Annotated in this window: 26 protein-coding genes; 15 read left to right on the top strand and 11 right to left on the bottom strand. The window is 64.6% G+C overall.

The window, feature by feature from the left end:
• Window positions 1–227: 227 nt before the first annotated feature.
• The gene (locus FFS35_RS10990; protein WP_137787142.1) at window positions 228–1,550 is read right to left on the bottom strand and encodes an MFS transporter; all 1,323 of its coding nucleotides are present in this window, start codon (window positions 1,548–1,550) and stop codon (window positions 228–230) included.
• A gap of 196 nt (window positions 1,551–1,746) precedes the next feature.
• Here FFS35_RS10990 and cyoA point away from each other — a divergent pair, with 196 nt between their 5' ends.
• The 8 genes from cyoA (at window position 1,747) to FFS35_RS10950 (ending at window position 9,099) form a co-directional block, all read left to right on the top strand.
• A complete protein-coding gene (gene cyoA / locus FFS35_RS10985) occupies window positions 1,747–2,709 on the top strand; it encodes a ubiquinol oxidase subunit II (RefSeq protein ID WP_249341590.1) in 963 nt (320 codons plus the stop codon).
• A gap of 4 nt (window positions 2,710–2,713) precedes the next feature.
• Entirely contained in the window at window positions 2,714–4,720 is a 2,007-nt protein-coding gene (gene cyoB, locus FFS35_RS10980; protein WP_137787140.1) for a cytochrome o ubiquinol oxidase subunit I, read from the top strand.
• A gap of 3 nt (window positions 4,721–4,723) precedes the next feature.
• The gene (gene cyoC, locus FFS35_RS10975) at window positions 4,724–5,356 is read left to right on the top strand and encodes a cytochrome o ubiquinol oxidase subunit III (protein ID WP_137787139.1); all 633 of its coding nucleotides are present in this window, start codon (window positions 4,724–4,726) and stop codon (window positions 5,354–5,356) included.
• Complete coding sequence (gene cyoD, locus FFS35_RS10970) at window positions 5,353–5,754, top strand: cytochrome o ubiquinol oxidase subunit IV (RefSeq protein WP_137787138.1); 402 nt, start codon at window positions 5,353–5,355, stop codon at window positions 5,752–5,754. Before cyoC ends, cyoD begins: the two co-directional genes overlap by 4 nt.
• A 64-nt stretch (window positions 5,755–5,818) precedes the next feature.
• Window positions 5,819–6,487, top strand: coding sequence for an SURF1 family protein (locus FFS35_RS10965; protein ID WP_137787137.1), 669 nt, complete (start codon window positions 5,819–5,821; stop codon window positions 6,485–6,487).
• A complete protein-coding gene (locus tag FFS35_RS10960; protein ID WP_349290322.1) occupies window positions 6,484–7,767 on the top strand; it encodes an ATP-binding protein in 1,284 nt (427 codons plus the stop codon). The genes FFS35_RS10965 and FFS35_RS10960 overlap by 4 nt, the downstream gene beginning before the upstream one ends.
• A complete protein-coding gene (locus tag FFS35_RS10955; RefSeq protein WP_137787136.1) occupies window positions 7,764–8,294 on the top strand; it encodes a response regulator transcription factor in 531 nt (176 codons plus the stop codon). The genes FFS35_RS10960 and FFS35_RS10955 overlap by 4 nt, the downstream gene beginning before the upstream one ends.
• Window positions 8,295–8,424: 130 nt before the next feature.
• The gene (locus tag FFS35_RS10950) at window positions 8,425–9,099 is read left to right on the top strand and encodes an OmpW family outer membrane protein (RefSeq protein WP_137787135.1); all 675 of its coding nucleotides are present in this window, start codon (window positions 8,425–8,427) and stop codon (window positions 9,097–9,099) included.
• A 42-nt stretch (window positions 9,100–9,141) separates the two neighbouring features.
• Here the strand turns inward: FFS35_RS10950 and FFS35_RS10945 are convergent, their stop codons facing one another.
• From FFS35_RS10945 to FFS35_RS10930, 4 genes are all read right to left on the bottom strand, one after another.
• Window positions 9,142–10,326: an acyl-CoA dehydrogenase gene (locus FFS35_RS10945; protein ID WP_137787134.1), complete on the bottom strand. Its 1,185-nt coding sequence runs from the start codon at window positions 10,324–10,326 to the stop codon at window positions 9,142–9,144.
• Between the two features lie 122 nt (window positions 10,327–10,448).
• Window positions 10,449–10,967, bottom strand: a complete 519-nt coding sequence (locus FFS35_RS10940) for an FxDxF family PEP-CTERM protein (RefSeq protein ID WP_137787133.1) — start codon at window positions 10,965–10,967, stop codon at window positions 10,449–10,451.
• Between the two features lie 105 nt (window positions 10,968–11,072).
• Complete coding sequence (locus FFS35_RS10935) at window positions 11,073–11,420, bottom strand: DUF6285 domain-containing protein (protein ID WP_137787132.1); 348 nt, start codon at window positions 11,418–11,420, stop codon at window positions 11,073–11,075.
• Entirely contained in the window at window positions 11,417–12,409 is a 993-nt protein-coding gene (locus FFS35_RS10930; protein ID WP_137787131.1) for a phosphotransferase family protein, read from the bottom strand. The genes FFS35_RS10935 and FFS35_RS10930 overlap by 4 nt, the downstream gene beginning before the upstream one ends.
• Before the next feature lie 66 nt (window positions 12,410–12,475).
• On the opposite strand from FFS35_RS10930, the gene FFS35_RS10925 reads away from it, so the two are divergent.
• Window positions 12,476–13,849, top strand: coding sequence for an acyl-CoA dehydrogenase family protein (locus tag FFS35_RS10925; RefSeq protein ID WP_137787130.1), 1,374 nt, complete (start codon window positions 12,476–12,478; stop codon window positions 13,847–13,849).
• Window positions 13,850–13,963: 114 nt separating this feature from the next.
• A complete protein-coding gene (locus FFS35_RS10920) occupies window positions 13,964–14,962 on the top strand; it encodes a nitronate monooxygenase family protein (RefSeq protein WP_137787129.1) in 999 nt (332 codons plus the stop codon).
• A 35-nt stretch (window positions 14,963–14,997) separates the two neighbouring features.
• Here FFS35_RS10920 and FFS35_RS10915 read toward each other — a convergent pair whose 3' ends face one another.
• Window positions 14,998–15,447 carry a tRNA (cytidine(34)-2'-O)-methyltransferase gene (locus FFS35_RS10915; RefSeq protein ID WP_137787128.1) on the bottom strand — a complete coding sequence of 150 codons (450 nt, stop codon included), beginning with the start codon at window positions 15,445–15,447 and terminating at the stop codon, window positions 14,998–15,000.
• A 206-nt stretch (window positions 15,448–15,653) separates the two neighbouring features.
• On the opposite strand from FFS35_RS10915, the gene petA reads away from it, so the two are divergent.
• The 5 genes from petA (at window position 15,654) to FFS35_RS10890 (ending at window position 19,663) form a co-directional block, all read left to right on the top strand.
• Window positions 15,654–16,238, top strand: a complete 585-nt coding sequence (petA, locus tag FFS35_RS10910; RefSeq protein ID WP_137787127.1) for a ubiquinol-cytochrome c reductase iron-sulfur subunit — start codon at window positions 15,654–15,656, stop codon at window positions 16,236–16,238.
• An 11-nt stretch (window positions 16,239–16,249) separates the two neighbouring features.
• Window positions 16,250–17,539, top strand: a complete 1,290-nt coding sequence (locus FFS35_RS10905; protein WP_137787126.1) for a cytochrome b N-terminal domain-containing protein — start codon at window positions 16,250–16,252, stop codon at window positions 17,537–17,539.
• A gap of 24 nt (window positions 17,540–17,563) precedes the next feature.
• On the top strand, window positions 17,564–18,406 hold the full coding sequence (locus FFS35_RS10900; RefSeq protein ID WP_137787125.1) for a cytochrome c1: 843 nt from the start codon (window positions 17,564–17,566) through the stop codon (window positions 18,404–18,406).
• Window positions 18,407–18,532: 126 nt separating this feature from the next.
• Window positions 18,533–19,069, top strand: coding sequence for an adenine phosphoribosyltransferase (locus FFS35_RS10895; RefSeq protein WP_171007597.1), 537 nt, complete (start codon window positions 18,533–18,535; stop codon window positions 19,067–19,069).
• 183 nt (window positions 19,070–19,252) lie between these two features.
• Entirely contained in the window at window positions 19,253–19,663 is a 411-nt protein-coding gene (locus FFS35_RS10890) for a hypothetical protein (RefSeq protein ID WP_137787123.1), read from the top strand.
• Window positions 19,664–19,754: 91 nt separating this feature from the next.
• On the opposite strand, the gene FFS35_RS10885 is transcribed toward FFS35_RS10890, so the two are convergent.
• The 5 genes from FFS35_RS10885 to FFS35_RS10865 all read right to left on the bottom strand — a co-directional run bounded on the left by FFS35_RS10885 (window position 19,755) and on the right by FFS35_RS10865 (window position 25,149).
• Window positions 19,755–20,204: a MaoC family dehydratase gene (locus FFS35_RS10885; protein ID WP_137787122.1), complete on the bottom strand. Its 450-nt coding sequence runs from the start codon at window positions 20,202–20,204 to the stop codon at window positions 19,755–19,757.
• Between the two features lie 14 nt (window positions 20,205–20,218).
• The gene (locus FFS35_RS10880) at window positions 20,219–21,520 is read right to left on the bottom strand and encodes an ectonucleotide pyrophosphatase/phosphodiesterase (RefSeq protein WP_137787121.1); all 1,302 of its coding nucleotides are present in this window, start codon (window positions 21,518–21,520) and stop codon (window positions 20,219–20,221) included.
• Between the two features lie 122 nt (window positions 21,521–21,642).
• Complete coding sequence (gene ychF / locus FFS35_RS10875; protein WP_137787120.1) at window positions 21,643–22,743, bottom strand: redox-regulated ATPase YchF; 1,101 nt, start codon at window positions 22,741–22,743, stop codon at window positions 21,643–21,645.
• A gap of 73 nt (window positions 22,744–22,816) precedes the next feature.
• Window positions 22,817–24,460: a hypothetical protein gene (locus FFS35_RS10870; RefSeq protein WP_137787119.1), complete on the bottom strand. Its 1,644-nt coding sequence runs from the start codon at window positions 24,458–24,460 to the stop codon at window positions 22,817–22,819.
• Window positions 24,461–24,567: 107 nt separating this feature from the next.
• Window positions 24,568–25,149: a TIGR02466 family protein gene (locus FFS35_RS10865; protein ID WP_137787118.1), complete on the bottom strand. Its 582-nt coding sequence runs from the start codon at window positions 25,147–25,149 to the stop codon at window positions 24,568–24,570.
• Window positions 25,150–25,152: the final 3 nt, after the last annotated feature.

The following is a 25,152-nucleotide window of genomic DNA, read 5'->3' as shown; positions in this document are numbered from 1 at the left end:
GTCCTTTCCCAGGGTTCGGCCAGCCTGTGCGCGGCGGGGAGGCGGCGGCCGCGACGGATGCCGGGCCGCCGCGCGAGCGCGCCCGGGCGGGCGTGTGAAGCGACGTAATCGCGACGGCCGATAGCAGCGGGTGCCGCAAGGGGAAAGGGCGATGCGGCACTCGCACGCGATAGTTTTCGTGTCCCGCGGGGAAGGCGCGGATCGGCCTTCCCCTTGAGGCGCCCGCCTCAGTCGAGCCGGCGGGCAAGTTCGGAGTTGAGCGCGAGTGCGACGAGTGTGCCGATCGCGCCGGACAACAAATAGCCGCCGGCGGCGAGCAGGCCGAAATCCTTCGCCAGCACCAGCGCGGCGAACGGCGCGAAACCCGCACCGAACAGCCAGGCGAGATCTGAAGTCAGCGCCGCGCCGGTATAGCGCGCGCGCTTCGGGAAGTTGTTCGTCACCGCGCCGGACGACTGCCCGAACGACAGTCCGAGCAGGATGAAGCCCAGCACCATGAAGGCCGTCTCGCCCAGGCCACCGGCATCCAGCAACTGCGGCGCAAAGCCGGAGAAGGCCGCGATGGCGGCTGCGGTATAGCCCAGCAGCGAGCGTCGCCCGATCCGATCCGCCAGCAGGCCAGAGGCCACGATAGCCACGACGCCGACCGCCGCGCCGACCATCTCGATCAGCAGAAACCGGGTGATGCTCTCTTTCGTAAAAAGTGCGACCCAGGAGAGCGGGAATACCGTGACCATGTGGAACAGCGCGAAACTGGCCAGCGGGGCGAAGGCGCCGATCACGATGTTGCGCCACTGGGCCTTCACCGTTGCGAGCACGGGGGAGGGGGTCAGTTCGCGGCTTTTGAACGATTCGGTATATTGTGGCGTCACGACCATGCGCAGCCGCGCGAACAGTGCCACCACGTTGATAGCGAAGGCGACGAAGAACGGGTATCGCCAGCCCCAGCTCAGGAAGTCATCGAAACCCAGCGTGCCGATGAAGAAGGCGAAGAGGCCGCTGGCCACGATCAGACCGAGCGGCGCGCCTAGCTGTGGCACCATCGCATACCAGCCGCGCTTGTTCGCCGGCGCGTTAAGGGCGAGCAGCGAGGCGAGCCCGTCCCACGCGCCGCCCAGAGCGATGCCCTGCCCGATGCGCAGGATCGCGAGGATGATCGCCGCGCTGATGCCGGCCGATTCGTAGCTGGGCAGAAAGCCGACCGACACGGTCGCGGTGCCGAGCAGGAACAAGGCGATCGTCAGCTTCGTTCCGCGCCCGTGGCGACGGTCGATAACCATGAATATCTGGGTGCCGATCGGCCGCGCGAGAAAGGCGAGCGGAAATAAAGCGAACGAGTATAAGGTGCCCGTCACCCGATCGACGAACGGGAAGATGAGCTGGGGAAAAACCAGCACCGACGCGATCGCGTATACGAAGAAGTCGAAGAATTCCGAGGTACGGCCGATGATGACGCCGATCGCGATCTCTCCAGGGTGGACGGTTTCCCCGGCGTGCTGCGCGCGCGCGTCTCGCTCAAGGGCTCCGGAATTCGCAGTCGCTTCGGCCATGTCTGGTAAACTCTCGAACGAAAATCACGCTCCCTTAGGCTTGCCGTCCGGGGGCGGGGATAGGACAAATTGTCCTATTTCGCAGTTGCACAATCCGATCTAGCCGGGAGCCATCATGCACACAAAGGCTCGAAACTGGAAGTGGCACCGCGCGCTGCTGGCGGCCCCGCTGGCGGCGGGGCTGAGTGGCTGCGACATGGTCGTCATGAACCCATCCGGCGACGTGGCGCGCCAGCAGGCCGATCTGATCCTCTGGTCGACCGGATTGATGCTGCTCATCGTCGTGCCGGTGATGATATTGATCGCGCTGTTCGCCTGGCGCTATCGCGCCTCCAATCCCGACAGTGAATACAAGCCGGATTGGGATCATTCCACCGGGCTGGAACTGGTGATCTGGTCGGCGCCGCTGCTCATCATCATCGCGCTGGGCGCGCTGACGTGGCTCGCGACCCACACGCTCGATCCCTATCGCCCGCTCGACCGGATCGCGCCTGGCCAAAAATTCCATGCCGCCGAGCGGGCGCTGGAAGTGCAGGTCGTGGCGCTCGACTGGAAATGGCTGTTCATCTATCCCGAACAGGGTGTTGCGACGGTGAACGAACTTGTCGTTCCGGTGAACCGCCAGGTGCGATTCCGCCTGACCTCGGCGGGCGTGATGAACACCTTCTACGTGCCCGCGATGGCGGGCATGGTCTATACCATGGCCGGGATGGAGACGAAGCTCCACGCCGTACTCAACAAGCCCGGCGACTTCGCCGGAATGTCCGCCAACTACAGCGGCGCGGGGTTCTCCGGTATGAATTTCCGCACCCATGCGGTGGACGATGCGGCGTTCGCGCGATGGGTGGCCAAGGTGAAGGCGAGCGGCGGGACGACGCTTGACGGCGCGACCTATCTCAAGCTCGAGCAGCCGAGCGAGCGCGCGCCGGTGACCTATTTCGCCAGCGTCCAGCGTGGGCTCTTCGATCGCGCGGTGAACTTGTGCGTCAAGCCCGGCACGCCGTGCATGAGCGAATCGATGCACGCCCATCCCGCGGCCGTTCCGGCGGAGGCGGTCGTGCAGCCGCAACCGGGTGCGCAGCCCGCCGCAGCGCCGCCCGCCAACTCTCGTCAATCTCACCAATCGCACGGTGCGCACGCGCCGGCGACAGGGGCCTGAGGCCATGTCTGACGCCTTGACCAAGTTCATCTTCGGCCGGCTCACGCTGGATGCGATCCCGTATCACGAGCCGATCCTGATCGGCACTTTCGCGATGGTGGCGGTGGGCGGCATCGCGCTGCTCGGCGCGCTCACCTATTTCAAGCTGTGGCGCTATCTGTGGGCGGAGTGGTTCACCACCGTGGATCACAAGCGGATCGGCATCATGTACATGGTGCTGGGGATCGTGATGCTGCTGCGCGGGTTCGCGGATGCGATCATGATGCGGTTACAGCAGGCGATGGCGTTCGGCGGCAGCGAAGGCTATCTCAACGCGCATCACTACGATCAGGTTTTCACCGCGCACGGGGTCATCATGATCTTCTTCGTGGCGATGCCGCTGGTGACCGGGCTGATGAACTATATCGTCCCGCTTCAGATCGGCGCGCGTGACGTGTCGTTCCCGTTCCTCAACAACTTCAGCTTCTGGATGACGACCGCCGGCGCGGCGCTGGTGATGGCCAGCCTGTTCATCGGCGAGTTCGCGCGTACTGGCTGGCTGGCGATGGCGCCGCTTTCAGGGCTGGATTTCTCGCCCGATGTGGGTGTCGATTATTACATCTGGGCCCTGCAGATAGCCGGCGTCGGGACATTGCTGTCCGGCGTCAATCTGATCGCGACGATCGTGAAGATGCGGGCGCCGGGCATGAGCCTCATGAAGATGCCGATCTTCACCTGGTCCGCGCTCGTCACCAACGTGCTGATCGTTGCGGCGTTTCCGGTGCTGACCGCCGTGCTCGCGCTGCTCAGTCTCGACCGCTACGTCGATACGCATTTCTTCACGAACACGCTGGGCGGCAACCCGATGATGTACGTGAACATGATCTGGATCTGGGGCCACCCGGAGGTCTATATTCTCGTGCTGCCGGCTTTCGGCGTGTTCAGCGAAGTCGTCTCGACATTCTCGGGCAAGCGAATCTTCGGCTACACCTCGATGGTCTATGCGCTGATCGTGATCTGTATCCTGTCCTATCTGGTCTGGCTGCATCACTTCTTCACGATGGGATCCGGGGCGACCGTCAACAGCTTCTTCGGGATCACGACGATGATCATCTCGATCCCGACGGGCGCGAAAATCTTCAATTGGCTGTTCACGATGTACAAGGGTCGCATTCGTTACGAACTGCCGATGATGTGGGCGGTCGCCTTCATGCTGACGTTCACGATCGGCGGGATGACCGGCGTGCTGCTCGCCGTGCCGCCAGCGGATTTCGTATTGCACAACTCGCTGTTCCTGATCGCGCACTTCCATAATGTCATCATCGGCGGGGTGGTTTTCGCGATGTTCGCCGGGATCAACTACTGGTGGCCGAAAGCGTTCGGCTTCAAGCTCGATCGCAAATGGGGGCTGGTGAGCTTCTGGAGCTGGGTGATCGGCTTCTGGGTCGCGTTCACGCCGCTCTACGTGCTGGGGCTGATGGGCGTCACCCGGCGGCTGCGCACGTTCGACGATCCGTCGTTCCAGATCTGGTTCATCATCGCCGGGATCGGCGCGGCGATCATCGCGGTGGGCATCGCGGCGTTCCTGATCCAGATCTTCGTCAGCATTCGCCATCGCGAAGCGCTGGCCGACGTGACGGGCGATCCATGGAATGGTCGCTCGCTGGAATGGTCCACCTCATCGCCCCCGCCGGACTATAATTTCGCTTTCACGCCGGTGATCCACGATCTCGACGCCTGGGCGCACATGAAGCAGCAGAAGGCGTTCGCGCCGGAGCAGGGCTGGATGGACATCCACATGCCCAGGAACACCGGCGCCGGCGTGATCCTGGCCGGCCTGTCCGCCGCCGCCGGCTTCGGCATGATCTGGCATATCTGGTGGCTGGCCGGGCTGGGTATGCTGGGGGTGATCGGCTATGCGATCTTCCACAGCTTCAATTACGACCGCGATTACTACATTCCCGCCAGCGAGGTCGCGGCGACCGAAACCGCGCGCCTGCACGTGCTGGCGGCAGCGAAGGCGGGGGCCTGAGTCATGGCGCATACCAACCTGACCGCCGCCGCAGACGGCGCGCCCGTCTATTGGGAAACCGAGCCGCATCATCACGAGAGCGGATCCAGCACGATGCTGGGTTTCTGGCTCTATCTGATGAGCGACTGCCTGATTTTCGCGATGCTGTTCGCGTCTTGGGGCGTTTACGGGCGCAACTTCGCGGGCGGCCCGACCAGCCACGAACTGTTCGACCTGAAGCTGGTGGCATTGAACACCGCGCTGCTCTTGTTTTCGTCGATCACCTACGGCTTCGCCATGATCGCGGCCCATGAGCAGCGAAAGGCAGCGGCGCTGCGCTGGCTGTTGGTCACCTTGCTGTTCGGCCTTGGGTTTCTGGGGATCGAGCTGTTCGAATTCCACCATCTGATCCACGAAGGCGCCGGGCCATCGCGTTCGGCGTTTCTCTCCAGCTTCTTCGCGCTGGTCGGCACACACGGGCTGCACGTCTTCTTCGGCTCGATCTGGCTGGTTGTGCTGATGGTGCAGGTTACACGCAAGGGCCTGATTCCGGCGAACGTGCGGCGGCTGGAATGCCTGTCGATGTTCTGGCACTTCCTCGACGTCGTGTGGATCGGCGTCTTCACCTTCGTCTATCTGCTGGGGTCGATGGCATGAGCGCGCATCATCACGAAGCCGACGAGCATGGCGCGGGCGGCGGCGCGCACGGCACAAGGCGCGACTACGTTACCGGCTTCCTCCTGTCCCTTGTGCTCACGGCCATCCCGTTTGCGCTCGTAATGAGCGGGGCGATCGCGGACAAGACGATCACGGCCGGGATCATCATGGTGTTCGCGGTGGTGCAGATCGTCGTTCACATGATCTACTTCCTCCACATGAACGCGAAGTCGGAGAACGGCTGGACGCTGATGGCGCTGATCTTCACGATCATCATCGTGGTGATCGCGCTGGCGGGCTCGCTGTGGGTGATGATAAACATGAATCACTATATGATGCCGCCGATGCCGACCGAGTCGCATGGCGCGCCGCATTCGATGGACATGAGCGGGATGTGAGAAGGGCGCGGCCCGCAGCATTCTTCCGGCCCGGGTCGCCGTTATCGCGGCGCGGGCGAGCGTCATGAAGTCGCTTCTCGTCCGGCTGCTCACGGTGGCCGCTATCCTCGGCTTTGTCGCGCTCGGCGTGTGGCAGCTCGATCGGCTGCAATGGAAGCTGGCGCTGATCCGGCAGGTGGACGCGAAGCTCGCCGCCGCGCCGGTGCCCGCGCCATCCGCCACTTATCGCGCCACTGCTGCGGATACCTATACCCGCGTCGTCGCGCAGGGTCGCTGGCTACCCGCGCGTGACAGCTATGTTCAGGCGATCACGGTGCTGGGCGCGGGGTACTGGGTGATGACCCCCCTCGAAACGGCCCGCGGCCGAATCCTGGTCAATCGCGGTTTCGTGCCAACGGATATGCGCGGCCATGCCCCGGCCGCGAGCGGCGTTGCACGCGTGACGGGGCTGCTGCGCCTCGATGAGCCAGGCGGCGGCTTCCTTCGCACCAACGATCCGGTTGCCGATCGCTGGTATTCGCGCGACGTTAACGCGATCGCCGCGGCGAAGCGGCTTGGGCCGGTGGCAGGCTGGTTCATCGACGCCGGGCGGAATGGCGAGCGCTGGCCGCGCGGCGGGCTGACCGTCATCGCCTTCCGCAACAGCCATCTAAGCTATGCGCTAACCTGGTTTGCTATGGCCGCGCTGCTCACGGTGCTGGCCGCGCGCGCCTGGCGGAGTGAGGCGCGGTGATCGGCGCCCCACGTCCGGACGAGGCCGCGCGCCGCAATCTTCTTCTGCTGATTTTGCTGCGCTGGCTGGCGGTGGGCGGTCAACTCGCGACGATCCTGTTCGTTGATTTCGGGATGGGCATCCGCCTGCCGCTGGCGCCGATGCTGACAACGCTTGCCGGGCTGGTCGCGCTCAACCTCGCTCAATTCGCGACCTCTCGATTCCTCGTCACCAACGCGGAACTGCTTGGCGCGCTGCTGATCGACGTGACTGCGCTGAGTGTCCAGCTCGCGTTTTCGGGCGGGGCCACCAATCCGTTTGTCACCCTGTTCCTGTTGCAAGTGGTGCTCGGCGCCGTGCTGCTGGAAGTATGGTCGGCGTGGCTGCTCGTCGCGGTGACGAGCGCGGCGTTCGCGCTGCTTGCGGTCGTTAACCGGCCACTGCCGCTGCCGCCCGAATATGCCAGCAGCCTGTCCGCGCCATATCTGGTCGGAAGCTGGTTCAACTTCACGCTCGCCGCGGTGCTCGCGGTGCTGTTCGTGACGCGCGGCTCGCGTAACCTGCGCCATCGCGACGCGCATCTCGCCGCGATGCGCCAGCGCGCGGCCGAACAGGAACAGATCGTGCGCATGGGGTTGCTCGCGAGCGGCGCGGCGCACGAACTCGGCACGCCGCTCTCCACCCTGTCGGTCACACTGGGGGACTGGCGCGAAGAGGCGCAGGCGCGAGGCTTCACGCGCCTGACCGGCGAGATCGCGGACCTCGAGGCGGAAGTCGCGCGGTGCAAGCAGATTCTCGCCGGTATCCTGTTCGCCGCCGGTGAAGTGACGGGGGAAGCGCCCGCGCGCACCACGCTGCGCCGCTTCATCGGCCGGATCGTCGAGGATTGGGGGCGACCGGAACTGGTGAGACTTGACGATTGCCTGTGGCGCGATCCGCCGATCGTCGCTGATCGCGCGCTGGCGCAGGCGCTTGTCAACCTGCTCGATAACGCAGTCGAGGCTGGTGCGGCGCGCATCACGCTTACGCTCGCGCTGGACGAGAATGCGGATCGCGAGGAGGAAATCGTGATCGCGGCGCACGACGACGGGCGCGGTTTCCCTACCGAATTCCTCGACAGCATCGGTCGGCCCTACCAGAGCAGCAAGGATCGGCGCGGCGCTGGACTTGGACTGTTTCTTGCCAGCAATGTGCTGCGAACCCTCGGCGGATCGCTGGCGGCGCGGAACGATGCGCGCGCTGGTGCGGTGGTGACGTTGCGGCTGCCGCTCGCGGCGTTGTCGCTGGAGAAACGGGCATGAACACCGGCCGATTGCTGATCGTGGAGGACGATGTGGTGTTCGCCCGCACGCTGGGGCGCTCGTTCGAGCGACGCGGCTATGCCGTGGAGGTGCTCAACGGCCCGGAGCGGCTGGAGGAAGTGGCGCGCCGCTTTGCCCCCGATCATGCTGTGATCGATCTCAGGCTCGGCGGCGGCGCATCGGGGCTCACATGTGTGCAGGCACTCAGCACGATCGATCCCGCGATGCGGATCGTGGTGCTGACCGGGTTCGCCAGCATCGCCACCGCGGTGGAGGCGATAAAGCTCGGCGCGACCAACTATCTCACCAAGCCCGCCAATACCGATGATATCGAGGCGGCGTTTGCGCGGGTCGAGGGCGATCCGGAAGCCGGAATCACGACGCGCACGACCAGCATCAAGACGCTGGAGTGGGAGCATATTCACCAGACCCTCGTGGATACCGATTTCAACATCTCAGAGGCCGCGCGCCGGCTCGGCCTCCATCGGCGCACGCTCGCCCGGAAACTGGAAAAGCGGCACATCTGACGCTCCCGCGATGACGCATTCCGGGCCAGTTATCACCGTTTGACCCGAGTCAAGCCGCGGCTTGATCGAGCGCAATGCCCTTCCTCCGGCCGCAACGGATAGCGGTATCGGCAAGCAACGGAGGAACAGGATGAAGGGAATGATCGGGGCGGCGCTGGTGGCCGGCATGCTACTCGCAGCACCGGCGATGGCGCAGGATCGGCAGGGGATCGCCGCCGGCGACGTGTTGGTGCGGCTGCGCGCGATCACCGTGATGCCGAACGAGAAGTCGAGTGGAATCACCCCTGCGTTCCCGAACGAGAGGGTCGCGGTGGGCAATGCGGTGATGCCGGAAATCGATCTTACGTATATGGCGACCGACCATATCGGTTTCGAGCTGATCGCTTCGACCACGAAGCACAATGTATCGGGCACTGGCGGCGCGACTGGCGCGATCGGCAAGCTTGCCTCAAGTTGGGTGTTGCCGCCAACGCTGACTGCGCAATATCATTTCGATCCGAAGGGCGCGGTGCGGCCCTATGTCGGCGCGGGGATCAATTATTCTATCTTCTGGAATTCCAGCGCATCGGATGAGTTGCAGGCGGCGGTGGGCACCACGAAGGTGCGCATGAGCGACAGCTTTGGCTGGGCTGCGCAGGTGGGCGTTGACGTGGACATTTCGAGGAAGATGTTCGTCAATCTAGATGTCAAATATATCGATATGCATACGAACGCGCGACTCGATACCACCGCGATCGGGCGGCAGAGCGTACACGCGGACATCAACCCGCTGGTGTTTGGCGCCGGCGTCGGCGTGCGCTTCTGATCCGAAAGGCGCGAAGGCGGCGCTGGCCGGCGCCGCCCTTGTTCAGAACGCCGCGATGCCGCTGATCGCGCGGCCCAGGATCAGCGCATGCACGTCATGCGCACCCTCATAGGTGTTGACCGTTTCGAGGTTCATCAGGTGGCGCATCACCTGATACTCGCCGGAAATGCCGTTTCCGCCATGCATGTCGCGCGCGGCACGGGCGATATCCAGCGCCTTGCCGACATTGTTGCGCTTGACGATCGACACCATTTCCGGGGCGAACCGCCCTTCGTCCATCAGCCGCCCGACGCGTAGCGAGGCTTGCAAGCCCAGCGCGATCTCGGTTTCCATGTCGGCCAGTTTCTTCTGGAAGAGCTGCGTTCCGGCGAGCGGGCGCCCGAACTGATGACGATCAAGGCCGTATTGGCGCGCGGCGTGGAAGCAGAATTCGGCCGCGCCCAGCGCGCCCCATGAAATGCCGTAGCGCGCGCGATTCAGGCAGCCGAACGGGCCCTTCAGCCCCTGAACCTCGGGCAGCAACGCGTCCTCGCCGACCTCCACGTCATCCATCATGATCATGCCGGTGATCGACGCGCGTAGCGATAGCTTGCCTTCGATCTTCGGAGCCGTGAGTCCCTTCATGCCCTTTTCAAGCACGAAGCCGCGAATACCGCCGCCATGCGCATCGGATTTTGCCCAGACCACGAATACATCCGCGATCGGCGCGTTGCTGATCCACGTCTTGCTGCCGGAGATACGATAGCCGTCGGCGGTCTTGACCGCGCGGGTCTTCATCCCGCCCGGATCGGAGCCTGCGTCCGGCTCGGTCAGGCCGAAACAGCCGATCCATTCGCCGCTGGCGAGCCTGGGCAGATATTTGCGCCGCTGCTCTTCCGATCCATAAGCGTTGATCGGATACATCACGAGGCTCGACTGCACGCTCATCATCGAGCGATAGCCCGAATCGATCCGCTCCACCTCACGCGCGATCAGACCATAGGCGACATAGGACGCGCCGACGCCGCCATATTCCTCCGGCACGGTCGGCCCAAGCAGCCCGAGCGCGCCCATCTCGCGGAAGATCGCCGGATCGGTATGCTCGTGCGCGAAGGCATCGATGATGCGCGGTGCGAGCTTTTCCTGAGCATAGGCGCGCGCCGTATCGCGCACCATCCGCTCGTCCTCGCTCAACTGCTCATCGAGCAGAAACGGATCGGACCAATCGAACGCGCCCATCCCGGCCATCATCGTCTCCATCTGTCGTCGCGAGCCACTTCGCGGCAAAGGACGTGAATGTCCAGAGGGCAAGAAAAAGGAGCCGCCCGCGCATGATGCGGACGGCCCGTATTCTCAGTCCGGCTGCGCGATCAGGCGAAGCGGACGGTCGCGGAAGTGCGACGGCGATAGCGCATCGCGCCGGCGACCGCGCCCATGCCCAGGATCATCATCGCCCAGGTCGCCGGTTCCGGCACCGCGCCATTTGCGGTGAAAGTGACGAAGCCGCCGTAATTGGAGAACGCCTGCGCGTTCTTGTAGCCGATCGACAGCGTCTGGAGGCCGGCGACAACCGGCAGGCTGATCGTGCGATTCTCGATGATGCCAGTGCTGTTGATGTCGAAATCGACGCCGTTCAGCGTGACCTTGGTGAAATCGAGGTTGCTGAGCGTGATGCGCAGGCCGACCGACCCGACGAAGCCGAACACATCACCTGCCGTGGGAACGGTGAAGTGATAGACGTCCGTGCCCGAGCCGCGCGGGTGCAGGTTGCCGAATGCGCCGCTGAGCGTGCCGAGAACGGGGACGAGATGAATCGTCGTCGCCGCCGACGCGGGAACCGAGACGAGCGCGGCGGCAGCGGCCGCGGTAGCGAATGCGAGCTTCTTCATGGGTTGGACCTCCTGTTTGACAGGATGGTCTGTGCGTGGCGGCCTGAGATAATAAAAGGTTAAGATCAGTAGGATGGCGTCCCGCCGCGGGACTGATGGGACAGTTCAGTCCAGCTCGTGAGCGTATTTCGGCTGGTCGATCGCGAGCGCGTCGATTGCGCACGCATGCAAGTGGGCGATGAGCCGCTCGTCCTCCGGTGCGATCCGGCCTGTGCGCAGCGCCTCCACCAGCATGCGATCGAGCGCGTCGCGGTCTGTTCCTTCCTGGTCAAGCAGCGCGCCCAGGCGCGTCGCCGCACGTGCATCCGCCGCCGGGCCCAGCGCCATATCGCGCGCGGCAATTTCCAGCGCGTTGCGCGCAACGCGTAGTGTGAACCCGCTCGCGCTGCCATCTAGGGGCAGCCAGCGGGCAACGCCCTCCACGAGCGCCTGTGCGGTGGGATGCGTAATCATGCGGCGCTCCGTTCGATGATGGCGACGATATCCGCCTCGGTTTCCGACAGGCGCCGCCCGATCACGGCGCGTTCCGGGCCGGCGGCGGGGTCGGCGGCCCAGCGCGCGTGCATCAGCGTCGTCATCACCCCCCATTTGAGGCTGCCGACCATCTGCCAGAAATCGACCCGCTCGGGCGAGATCCGGGTGCCCCCGGCGGCTTCGTACCCCGCCAGCAGATCGCCCAGATCCCCGAACCCGCCGACACGGTGCCGCGGCTGCCCGAATCGCCAGCTATTCGTGCATATCCAACCGAGATCCTCCGCCGGATCGCCGATGTGCGCCAGTTCCCAGTCCAGCACGGCGGCAAGACCACGTTCGGGGTCGACCATCAGATTGCCGTTGCGGAAATCGCCGTGCACCAGCGTCAGCTGGGTGCTTTCGGGCACGCGCCGCTCAAGCCAGCGGAAAGCCGCCTCGATCGTTGGGCGGATCAGGCCCGAGGCACGCCATGTCTCCTCATAATTGGTCAGGGTGGTGCGGCTGTCGAGCGCGGCCAGCCCCTCGATCGGCGGGGTCGCGTGGATGCGCGCGAGCGCTGCGCCGCACTGGCGCGCCAGAACCGCACGGGCGGGCGCAAAGGCAGGATCGGTCGCGATCCGCTTACCCAGTGTCTCCCCCGAGATGCGGCGCATGATATAAGCTTCACCAAGCCCGTCTGCCTGGTCGCAGATGTGAACGACTTGCGGCGCGGGCACGCCGTGGGCGATGGCGGCGGCGATCAGCTCCGCCTCGATCCTGAGCGGCGGCTTGTTGCCGGGATGACTTGCCAGCGCCGAGCTGCCGCGCCGCAGGATCAGCGGCTGCGCCGTGCCCGCCGCGTCGGAAACCGAAAAGGCCCAGGTCTCCATGCTCGCGCCGCCGGTGAGCAACGACAGATCGGCGATATGCGCGCCCGGCCCGGCCAGTTTTGCAGCCAGCGCAGTCAATCTTTCGGCAACGTCACCCATTTTTCGCTTGTCGTCCTGCCATCGTCTCGGTCACTAAAACACTAGACTTAGATCGGAGAGGATCAAATGGATTTCGCGCTTCCCCAGGAACTGGTGGACTATCTGGCCGAACTGGACGCGTTCATCGAGGCCGAAATCAAGCCGCTGGAAGAGGCAGATGACAATGTCCGCTTCTTCGATCACCGCCGTGAATGGGCGCGTACCGACTTCGAGAACGGCGGCCTGCCGCGTCACGAGTGGGAGGAGCTGCTGCGTGAGGCGAAGCGCCGCGCCGACAAGGCCGGGCATTTCCGCTTCGCGATGGAGCCGGAGTTTGGCGGGAAGGGCGGCAACAACCTGTGGATGTGTGTGATCCGCGAGTATCTGGCGGCCAAGGGGCTTGGCCTGCACAACGATCTGCAGAACGAGCATTCGATCGTCGCCAACAATCCCTATGCCAAGATGTTCAAGAAATTCGGCACCGATGCGCAGCGGGAGGAATTCATCAAGGGCACGCTGGATGGGACGCGCCGCGTCGCCTTCGGCCTGACCGAGCCGTATCACGGCTCGGATGCAACCCATATGGAGACGCGCGGCGTACCGGAGGTGCGCGATGGCGTGCCGGGCTATCGCATCAACGGTGAAAAGATGTGGATCACCGGCATGCATGTGGCGACGCATTGCGCGCTCTATGTGCGCACCAGCGGCGAGGATGGCGCGGCGCGCGGCATCACCTGTTTCCTCGTGCCAACCGACGACCCCGGTGTTGTCGTCGAGGAATATCTCTGGACGTTCAACATGCCGACCGATCATCCGCGGATGTCGATCAGGGACGTGTGGGTGCCCGAGACGGCGATCTTCGGCGAGAAGGAGAACGGCCTGCCGATCGCGCAGGCATTCGTGCACGAGAATCGCATCCGCCAGGCGGCCTCATCGCTCGGCGCCGCGACTTACTGTATCGAGGAGGCGATCCGCTACGCCCGCCAGCGCAAGCCGTTTGGCGAGGATCTCGCGAAAAACCAGGCGATCCAGTTTCCGCTGGTCGAACTGGCCACGCAGGCCGAGATGCTGCGGTTGCTGATCCGCAAGACCGCGTGGGAGATGGATCAGATGCCGCACCATGAGGTGGAAATCCGCCTTTCGGACAAGGTGAGCATGTGCAACTATTGGGGAAATCGCCTCTGCTGCGAGGCGGCCGACCGTGCGATGCAGGTGCATGGCGGCATCGGCTATTCGCGGCACAAGCCGTTCGAGCACATCTATCGCCATCACCGTCGCTACCGTATCACCGAGGGCGCGGAAGAAATCCAGATGCGCAAGGTCGCCGCGTTCCTGTTCGGCTATCTCGGCCCGCGCCGCGCAGAGTTCAAGGAACTGGGCTGGGAGGATGTTGACTATCGTAGCGAGAGCCAGATCCGTCCGCGGTCCGGCTGGCAGGCGATCGGCGCACCAAATTGGTGATGCGCGCTTGATGGCGAGTGCGCCGCAGGCTGCAAGGGGCTTGCGACCGCTCTGCGATTAAGCGTAACATATGTTACGGCAGCGCCCGCGAAGGGCGGCGATGTGGAGAGGGATATGCTGAAGACGCGGTTCACCGAGGCGTTCGGGGTCGAGTATCCGATCGCGCAGGGCGGGATGCAATGGGTGGGCAAGGCGCAGCTGGTCGCCGCTGTCGCGAACGCCGGCGCGCTCGGCTTCATCACCGCGCTGACCCAGCCGTCGCCCGAGGAACTGGCCAGGGAGATCCAGCGGACCAAGGATCTCACCGACAAGCCGTTCGGGGTGAATCTCACCGTCTTTCCGACGATCAATGCGCCTGATTACAATGCCTATGCGCAGGTCATCATCGATGCCGGGATCAAGATCGTCGAAACCGCCGGCACACCTGCGGTCGCGGAACAATGGGCGATGTTCAAGGCGGCGGGCGTCAAGATCGTGCATAAATGCACCAGCGTTCGCCACGCATTGTCGGCGGAGCGCAAGGGTGTCGATGCGATCTCGATCGATGGCTTCGAATGCGCCGGCCACCCCGGCGAGGATGATATTCCCGGCCTGATCCTGATCCCGGCGGCGGCGAGCAAGCTGAAGATCCCGATGCTGGCGAGCGGCGGCTTCGCGGACGGGCGCGGGCTGGTCGCCGCGCTTGCGCTCGGGGCGGACGGCATCAACATGGGCACGCGCTTCTGCGTGACGCAGGAGGCGCAGATCCACGACAGCTTCAAGCAGAAGATGGTCGAGAATGACGAGCGCGCGACCAACCTCATCTTCCGCACGCTTCACAATACTGCGCGTGTCATGAAGAACGCCGTCTCCGACGAGGTGGTGAAGATCGAGCGCGCGGGCGGGGCGCAGTTCAGCGACATCCAGCATCTCGTCGCCGGCAAGCGCGGGCAGGATGCGATGCAGCACGGCGACACCGATGGCGGCATCTGGTCCGCCGGGATGGTGCAGGGGCTGATCGATGATGTTCCGACGGTCAAGGAGCTGGTCGATCGGATCGTCGCCGAGGCCGAGGAGATCATCGACGGCCGGCTGGCGGCGATGGTCAGCCGCTACGCCGAGGCGGCACAATAATCAGCGGGTGCGAATCGGGCCGGCGGCCGGCGGCGTTATCCCGCCCAGCCGCCGGTCTGGCGCAGCGCCTCGCCCAGCACGATCGCGGCCGATACCGCGACGTTGAGCGAGCGGAATCCCGGCCGCATCGGCACCCGCACCCGCACGTCCGCACGATCATGGACATTGTCGGGTACGCCGGCACCCTCCGAACCGAACAGCAGCACATCCGCTGCGTCGAACCGCACCTCCGGCAGCGGTGTTGCCGCCTTCGTGGTGGCAAGCACGATCCGGGCGCTGGTCTGCGCCAGAAATGCGCTCCAGTCAGCGTGGCGTTTCACTTCGACGGCGGCGGCATAGTCCATGCCCGCCCGCGCCAGCGCGCGATCGCTCCAGGGAAAGCCCATCGGCTCGATCAGATCGACCTCTGCGCCCATGCAAGCGGCGAGCCGCAGGATCGTGCCGACGTTCCCCGCGATATCGGGCTGGTAGAGAGCGATGCGCATGGCCGGGCGATTACCGCGCGACCGTTTCTTGCGGAAGAGCGCGGCGACAAGCTTCGTGTTATTGCATAAAATGCTGTTGGCAGGCGCGGGGGGCGCGGCTATCAGGCCCCGGAACTCCGTGGGGACGGGGGTGAAGAAAGGCGGGCGTGGGGGATTTCGATCCGAAACCGTGCACCCGTCCTGAAGGAAGGGACAAGGGTTAGCGAATGGCGACGGTCGAAGACACGATTCCCCCGGGTGAGAACCCAGCCCCCTACCTCGAGGAAGGCCACGACCCCCGCCGCCGCGACTTCATCAATATCGCCGCGGTAGCCTGGGCGGGTGTCGGCGCGGGCGTGATCGTCCTGCCGCTCATCAACCAGATGAATCCCTCCGCCGACGTGCTTGCGCAGGCGACCACCGAGGTCGATCTTTCCAAGATCGCGCCGGGGCAGGCGATCAAGACGATCTTCCGCAAGCAGCCGCTGTTCGTGCGCAACCTGACGCCGAAGGAAATCGCGGAGGCGGACGCCGTGCCCGTCAGCGCTCTGCGTGATCCGCAGACGCTGGAGCAGCGCACCAAGCCGGGCAAGAAGAACTGGCTCATCACGCTCGGCGTGTGCACCCATCTCGGCTGCGTGCCGCTGGGCGCGGGCGAGGGCGAGAATCGTGGGCCGTTCGGCGGCTATTTCTGCCCGTGCCACGGCTCCGCCTACGACACCGCCGCACGCATCCGCCAGGGACCGGCGCCGCTCAACCTGCACGTTCCCGATTACACCTTCACGTCTGACACGGCCGTAACGGTCGGTTGAGGTAGCGCACGATGAGCTTTCCCTGGGCCAAACATTATGAGCCGAAGCAGCCGCTGATGCGGTGGCTCGACGAGAAGCTGCCGCTGCCGCGCCTCGTCTACAATTCGATCGGCGCCGGCTATCCTGTGCCGCGCAACCTTAATTACTGGTGGAATTTCGGCGTGCTCGCCGGAGTTGCGCTCGTGTGCCAGATCATCACCGGCGTGGTGCTGGCGATGCATTATGCGCCGAACGCCCTCGTCGCTTTCGGCTCGACCGAGCACATCATGCGTGACGTGAACGGCGGCTGGTTCCTGCGTTATGCGCATGCCAACGGCGCCTCGATGTTCCTCGCGGTGGTCTATGTCCACATCGGTCGCGGACTCTATTACGGTTCGTACAAGGCGCCGCGCGAGATGGTGTGGCTGCTCGGCGTCGTCATCTTCCTGCTGATGATGGCGACCGCGTTCATGGGCTATGTGTTGCCATGGGGTCAGATGAGCTTCTGGGGCGCCCAGGTCATCACCGGATTTTTCTCGGCGATACCGGGCGTGGGCGAGACGGTGCGTATCTGGCTGCTGGGCGGATTCGCGCCGGACAACGCTGCGCTCAACCGTTTCTTCTCGCTCCATTATCTCCTGCCGTTCGTGATCGCGGGCGTCATCATCCTGCACATCTGGGCGCTGCACATCCCGGGCTCTAACAACCCGACCGGCGTGGACGTGAAGGGCGAGCAGGATACGGTGCCGTTCCATCCCTATTATACCGCGAAGGACGGCGTCGGCGTCGGCGTGTTCTTCCTGGTTTTCGCGCTGCTGGTGTTCTTCGCGCCGAATCTGCTCGGCCACCCGGACAATTATATCGAGGCGAACCCGCTCTCGACCCCGGCGCACATTGTGCCCGAATGGTACTTCCTGCCGTTCTACGCGATCCTGAAGTCGTTCACCTTCAACTTCCTGTGGATTCCGGCGAAGCTGTGGGGCGTGCTGGCGATGTTCGGCTCGATCCTGCTGCTGTTCTTCCTGCCATGGCTGGATTCGTCGCCGGTGCGCTCGGCCAAGTATCGCCCTACGTATCGCTGGTTTCTGGCAGTGCTGCTCGTAGACGTGCTGGTGCTCGGCTATGTGGGCGGGGCGGAGCCGATCGCGCGCAACGTGATTCTCGGGCAGATCGCGTCGATCTATTACTTCGCGCACTTCCTCATTGTGTTGCCGTGGGTGTCGCGTTCTGAGCGTCCGCGCCCGCTGCCCACCTCAATCACCGCAGCCGTGCTGGGGAAGCACGGGGAAACCGACCACGCCGCACCGGCGCTGGCGCATTGAGCCGAACAGGGGACTGAAAAGACAATGGTTCGTACCATCGCACTCCTGATCGGCGCGGCATTCGTGGCGGCGCTCGGCTTCGCGCTGTTCGGCACGGTAAAGACCGCGATCACCGATCCAGCGCCGGAATCGGCCGAGCATGTGTTCCGCATTCATCCGGAAAGCGCCGGGCTGAAATCGGCCGGCGTGTTCGGCACCTTCGATCGCCAGCAGGTCCAGCGCGGGTTGCAGGTTTACAAGGAAGTCTGCTCCGCATGCCACTCGCTGAAGTATGTTCACTTCCGTGACCTCACCAAGATCGGCTATTCCGACGGGCAGGTTAAGGCGATCGCGCAGGGCTGGGCGATCGAACAGCCGACGATCAACCCCGACACCGGCGAACCCGCCACCCGCAAGAACGTGCCGGCCGATCCGTTCCCGTCGCCGTTCGCCAACGAAATCGCAGCCCGCGCTGCGAACAACAATGCCTTGCCACCCGATCTCTCGCTGATCGCCAAGGCGCGCGAGGATGGGCCGAACTATGTCCATGCGCTGCTGCTCGGCTATCGCGATCAGCCCGCGGAGCTGGTGAAGAAATTCCCTGGATCGGTGACGCCCAAGGGGCTGCATTACAATCCGGTGTTCCCGAACCTGAACATCGCGATGCCGCCGCCGCTCACGCAGGATGGCCAGGTCACCTATGCCGACGGAACCAAGGCGACGAAGGACCAGATGGCGCGCGACGTAGCCGCCTTCCTGAGCTGGACCGCCGAGCCAAATCTCGAATCGCGCCATGGCGCGGGTTTCGCGACGGTCGTGTTCCTGCTGATCTTCGTGTTCCTGGCGTGGGGCGCGTATCAGAACGTGTGGCGCGACATTAAGCATTGAGGATGACCCGTCCCTTCGCGGCGCGGAGGGCGGGCTTGGATGAAGCGGCGGTCGTGGTGCGAACCCCGGCCGCCGTCTCGCGTTAGAAAGCTTATGTGTTGATATGGCGCACACGCTTCGTTGGAGATGCAGGTGAATGACGATCTCAGGGCGCTGATCCGCACGATCCCGAATTTTCCGAAGCCGGGTATCCAGTTCCGTGACATCACCACGCTGTTGCTCTCTCCGACCGGTCTGGCCGCATGTGTTGAGCGGATGGCGGCGGCGACCGATGGCGCGGTCGATCTGGTTGCCGGAATCGAGGCGCGCGGTTTCCTGTTCGCCGCCGCCCTTGCCGTGCCGCTCAAGGCCGGCGTGCTGCTGATCCGCAAGGATGGGAAGCTGCCGGGCGCAACGATCGCGGAAGATTATGCGCTGGAATATGGCCACGATCGCATCGCAATGCATGAGGATGCGCTCGTGCCCGGGCAGCGGGTGCTGCTCGTCGACGATCTGATCGCCACCGGCGGCACCGCACGCGCCGCGATCCGCTTGCTCCGCAAGGCCGGCGCGAACGTCAGCCAAGCGCAATTCCTGATCGACCTGCCGGACCTGGGTGGCGCCGCGGCGCTCGCTGCCGACGGGGTGAAGGTTGATGCGCTGGTTGCATTTCCGGGCCACTAACTGGCTGCTGTGGCGCCGATCCTGAACGGGAGAGAACACTTCAGTTCAGCGCGGCTTCAGCGCGGCGGGAGCAAAACCCGTTCACGCGGATTGAAGCGTGTGAAAAGCTTCATACGCAGTCTGTCATTCGACCGTGAACCGGCGCTGCTTGATAGCGATTCGACCGCGGTTTGGAGAACGAAAATGGATCGGAGCAGGATCGCTTTATTGGCCGTGATCGGCGCCGCTGGCGTCGCTGTGGCCGGCTGTACCGATGGCTACGGATACTCGGGCGTCTCGATGGGGTATGGCGCGCCCTATTATGGCGCGAATTATTATGACGGCTACGGCCCGGGATACTGGGGCTGGTATGGCGACTATTATTACCCCGGCACCGGCGTCTACGTCTACGATCGCGGGCGGCGGCCGTACCGCTGGAATGACGATCAGCGGCGATATTGGCAGGGCCGCGGTGATGGATATTGGCGCGGCCGCACTGGAAACGGCCAGGGGCAAGGCGTGCGACCCAGTCCTCGCCCGAACTGGCACGACTTCCGCGGCGGTCCGCGCGGCGGAAATTCCGGCGGTCGCGGAGGGCGGGGGCCGCGAGGTTAGTTCGGGACCGTACTAAACTCCGCGCCGCTGCCGTTCGCGACTGCGACCTAGTTATGTGACAAGGCGCGCCGCCTTATGGCGGCCGTGCTTGTCATCCTTCCTGACGCGTGCGGATCAGGCCATTCGAGATCATCGTCATTACCGGCTCGTCGTGCTGATTGAACACCGTCATCCGGCTCTTGAAAATGCCCATTTCGGGGCGGCTTTGCGATTGTCGCTTTTCCAGTATTTCGGTTTCGCAGCGCAGCGTGTCGCCGGGATAAACCGGTTTCCGCCAGCGAAGTTCATCCACGCCGGGTGAGCCGAGCCCTGCCTGCTGATGATTCTTGAAGTTCTCCACAATCATCGACATCACCATGGCGCAGGTATGCCAGCCGCTGGCCGAAAGCCGCCCGAAATGCGTCTGCGCGGCGGCCTCGTCGGAAAGGTGAAAGGGCTGGGGATCGTATTTCCCGGCGAACTCGATCACTTCCTCGCGCGTTACCTGATAATTGCCGAAGCTCGCCTTCGTGCCGACTGCGATATCCTCGAAATACTGCATTCGCCGCCCTCTGCTCATCGTTTGTCGAGCACCTCATGGAATGGCGCATCGTTTCCGTCCAGCCCGGCGCCGGCTGGAAGGTGGAGCAGATCGCGCAGCAAGGGGGCAACATCGACGTTGTCGAAAGACGGCAGCTTACGGCCACGGGCGAAGGCCGGGCCATTGGCAATGAACAGCGCGCGCATGTCGGCCTGGTCGTTGTCATAGCCGTGCTCGCCTTTTGAAAAGGCCTCTTTCGGGCCCGTCTTCGCTGTCAGCCAGCCATCGTCGGCAAGGCAGAAGTACGGTGGAACGCGCACGTTTGCGCCGTAATGAAAACGCGCCGGAATATCGCTCTTGCGCCAGCACGTGAGGTGCGCATGCGGCTTGAGGAGCGCGGCTTCCACGGCGCGTTCGCGGCCCGGCACCGGCTCGAAAGTGGCGTAGGGCCCGGCTTCGACGATACGCGCATCGTCCACGCTGATGAGCTTGTCGAGCGCGATCACGCGCTCGCTGGAAGTTGGCGCCATTCCGTGGTCCGAGACGATCACTAGGTTGGCGGGCTGATCTAGCTGCACCAACCCACCGATCAGATCGCCGATCCAGCGATCCACCTCGCCCACCGCCTGGGTCACCTTGTCGCTTGCGGGGCCAAATTGGTGCCCGGCGGTATCCACCGTGTCAAAATAGAGCGTCACGAAGCCGGGGCGCGTCGCGGCGGGGCGACGCAGCCAGTCGATCACTGCCTGCACGCGGTTCTCGCCCGGCATCTGCTGGGTAAACTGCTGCCAGTCATCAGGGCGCATTCCGTTGCGCACCGTGTTTGGCCATTCGCTGTCGCGGGTGCCGCCCCAGGCGACGTTCGCGCCGGGCCAGAACATCGCGGCACTATGGATACCCGCCTTCTGCGCGGTCACCCAGATCGGCTCTGCAACATTCCACCAGAACGGATCGTCCGTCGCCATGGTGAACTTTTCGCCGGGGCGGCCCGGGTCCTCCATGTTGTTGGCGACGATGCCGTGACGATCGGGGCGCAATCCGGTGACGAGCGTCCAGTGATTTGGATATGTCTTGGACGGAAATGACGGGCGCATCGCTGCTGACACCCCTGTCGCGGCCAGACGCGACAGGGTCGGCGTCACGCCGCGATCGAGATAGTCGGGGCGGAAGCCATCGATCGAGATCAGGATAGTGACGGGCGCGCGCTGCGCGACCGCCGCGGCAGCAACGGTGCCACGCGCCGGCTGATTTGCGGGCGGCAAGGCGCGCGGCGTATTGGGATAAGCGCAGCCGGCAAGGGCGGCGAGCGCTGCGAGCACAACGGAGCGACCGATCATGCCATAGCGCTTACGCCCGCCACGTTACGGGCGGAAGGCGCAATTGCCGATGTCGGCGCGGTTTGACGCATTCCGATCAGCCGCCGCCCGATCATGCCAACCGGCAATCGTCCGTGGCAACTTCAGACGTTGAAGCGGAACAGCATCACGTCGCCATCATGGACGACATATTCCTTGCCCTCCTGCCGCAGCTTGCCCGCCTCGCGCGCGCCAGCCTCTCCGCCGAGCGCGACATAATCGTCATAGGCGATCGTTTCGGCGCGAATGAAGCCGCGTTCGAAATCGGTGTGAATCTCGCCGGCCGCGCGCGGCGCCTTCGATCCGGCCGGGACGGTCCAGGCACGAGCCTCCTTTGGCCCTACCGTAAAAAACGTGAGCAGGTGGAGCAGCTTGTAGCCGGCCTGGATCACACGGGCGAGGCCGGTTTCGGCCAAGCCCAACTCGGACAGGAACTCGCCGCGATCCTCCGGTGGCATCGTCGCGATCTCCGCCTCGATCGCGGCGGAAACGACAACGGCCTCCGCGCCCTCAGCTGCGGCCTTATCGAATACGCGCGCGGAATGGGCGTTGCCGGTCGCGGCATTCTCCTCCTCCACGTTGCAGACATAGAGGATCGGCTTTGCGGTGAGCAGTTGCGCCTGCGCGAAGACGCGTTCCTCCTCCACGTCACTCGGCGCAGTCAGGCGCGCGGGCTTGCCCTCGCGCAGCAGCGCGAGCGCCTGACCAAGCACGCTCGCGCCGATCTTCGCTTCCTTGTCGCCGGACTGGCCCTTCTTGATGAGGGCAGGCACGCGCTTTTCGAGGCTTTCCAGGTCCGCCAGCATCAGCTCGGTCTCGACGGTTTCGGCATCGGCGATCGGATCGACCTTGCCCTCGACGTGGGTCACATCGCCGTTTTCAAAACAGCGCAGGACATGGACGATCGCATCCACCTCGCGGATGTTGCCGAGGAACTGGTTGCCGAGCCCCTCGCCCTTCGATGCCCCGCGCACCAGGCCGGCAATATCGACGAAGGCCAGCTGCGTCTCGATGATCTTGGCCGATCCCGCGATTGCCGCCAGTTTAGACAGCCGCTGATCGGGGACGCCGACATTGCCGACATTTGGCTCGATCGTGCAGAACGGATAGTTCGCGGCCTGCGCAGCTGCCGTTTCGGTCAGCGCGTTGAAAAGGGTGGACTTGCCCACGTTGGGCAGGCCCACGATGCCGCAGCGGAAACCCATGTTCGTACCTCAAGATGTGGGAATGCGGGCGGCCCTACAGCGTCCGCCCGCATCGCGCCACCCCGGAGCGCGTTCAGCGGTGGTCGTGTTCCCGCTCCGGGCCGCGTTGCGGTGGTGCTGCCGGGCGTGTCGGGCGCTCCGCCTGCGCCGGTGGACGGGGCGGTTCCGGCGCCCGCGCAACCGGTTGCACACGCGTCTCGGCCGCGCGCAACTGCTGCGCCCGCATTTGCGACTGGGCACGTTGCGCTGTCTCAGCGGCGCGCATCTGCTGTTGCTGCTGCGCGCGCGCCTGCATCTGCTCGGCGCGCGCGGCGTTCGCCTGTTCGCGACGCGCATTGTCCGCAATCCGCGCCTGCTGCTGCTCGACCCGCACAGTCTGCTGTTGCTGTCGGTGCTGCGCCATCTCGGTCATGCGCAAGCGCTGATGGTGGGCCTGCATGTTCCGCTGCTGCTGTTGCTGCTGCCGCTGCGTCATCTCCGTCGCAAGCACGTGATTCTGGTCCGCGCGGATCGATTGTGGCTGACGTCGCGCCTGCAACCGCTGTTGGTTCATCTCGTTCGCCCGTGCCTGTCGCTGTTGCTCCACCCGGGCGGCCAGTTGTTGACGCTGCTGTGTCAACTGGGCGTTCCCGGCCTGCTGCTGGGCAATCATCTGCTGATGCTGTTGCTGCGCCCGCGCCTGCATCTGCTCCTCTCGGGTGCGATTTGCGTCTGCGAGTAGCGCCTGCTCGTTTCGCGCCGCCACGGCATGCTGGCGTTGGGCGATGGCCGCGCCGACCGCTACCGCACCGCCCGCGACTGCGGCTGCGGGCGCGAAACGGCTGGCATCCCGTGCCCACGGTGCCTGCTGCCAATGCGCGGGGATCGCGCGCGGCGGCGGGGCCGCGTGATAGCTGTCGGCCTGCCAATCCGCGAACCGACGGGCGTCGGCCTGTCGGCGGATCTGTTCCGCCTGCCAGTGATTTTGCGCAACGGCGTCCTGCCGAGCGTAGTTCGCCCACGCGGGCTGGCGCATCCGCACATCGCCCCATCGCTGTCGGGTTTCGAACCAGGTCGTTCTTTGGCTCGTCCAGCTTTCCGCGCTGATCGCGATGCGCTGCGCGCGCGATGCACGCCACAGATCGCGCCCGCGCGACAGATAGCGTGAGGCATAGACGAGCTGCGGCCCATAATCCGCCCACGGGACGACCGCGCCATCCGGCGCATAGACAACCGCTAGTTGCCCATCGTCATAACCGTAGGAATAATAAGGATCGCGGACGAAATACGGCTGTTCCGCGCCCGGACGGTAATAATAGGTGCGGTAGCCACCGGAGACCGGTTCGGCGAAGACGACCGAATCGTCATAGCCCTGCCATGCCCATGGCTCCACGCCCTGATAGTCGAAGCCGTAATCGGGAGGCGCATCGCCCAGCGCGTCGTTGAAGCGATACGCTGCGTCGGCATAGGCATATTCGGCGCCGCGCCCGCTATCGCGCACCCGAACGGTGCGGATCGGGCGGGCTTCGGGCAGCGCCGCCGCGCGCGGTGCGGTCGTGATTGGCGTAGCGGGTGCGTCCGTCATCGGCAGTGTCGCGGGGAGGTCTGGAAGCGGGGCCGCGGCGCTCTGGTTGGCGAGCAGCGCCTGGCTGTCGTTCGGCGTACGGTTGCAGCCGGTGAGAGCGAAAGCGAGCAGCGCCGCCGAGGCGCTGAAGCGGGAAAAGCGTGATCCTGCCATCACTAGGTAACTCCATCCATCTCCCGGAACTTCCGTTGCGTAACGCGCAACGGATGAATGGGTTCTGGGCGAGCGGTTCATATGGCAGCAGGCTTGCCCCCATCAGTTCAGCTATAGTTGAAGCTAATGCTGATCCGGTCATCCTTCGCATCGCTCGGCATGACCTCGTGGCGGAGCCAGCTTTCCCACAGAAACACGGCGCCGCGCGCGGGCTGCGCATAGACGAAGGTATCCGGCCGCAGCGGCGCGGCCATCAGCATCGGCAGGCGCGGATCTTCCAGCTTGAGCGCGCCTGCCCCGGCCGGCACCGCGATATAGCAGGTGCCGGAGACGACGCTGTGCGGATGGATGTGCCCGCTATGAGTTGCATGCCGCTTCATGACATTCACCCACAGGCTGTCGAGCCGCAGCCGGCGACCACCGAGATCGAGTTGCAAGTCGCGAGCAAAGGTGGCGACATGCTTGTCGAGCCGCCGCTTGAGCGCAGCGAAGGCGGGATCGCGCCCGGGCAGGTCATCGAGCGAGGCATAGCTGGTGTAGCCGCGATAGCCGTTCGCGCGTGACCAGGCCCGGCCGGCTCCATCCTCCTGCGCCAGGGTGAGCGCGGAATATTCAAGATCTGCTACCAGCGTCTCGTCATCGATCCGGCCTTCGTAGAACAGGGTTGGAAACAGGGTGCGGGTCGACACGGT

The sequence above is a fragment of the Sphingomonas sp. 3P27F8 genome, assembly GCF_005502745.1.
Classification (GTDB): Bacteria; Pseudomonadota; Alphaproteobacteria; order Sphingomonadales; family Sphingomonadaceae; genus Sphingomonas.
The sequence above is the reverse complement of the archived record's forward strand: the minus strand, read 5'-3'. Positions and strand labels throughout refer to the sequence as shown.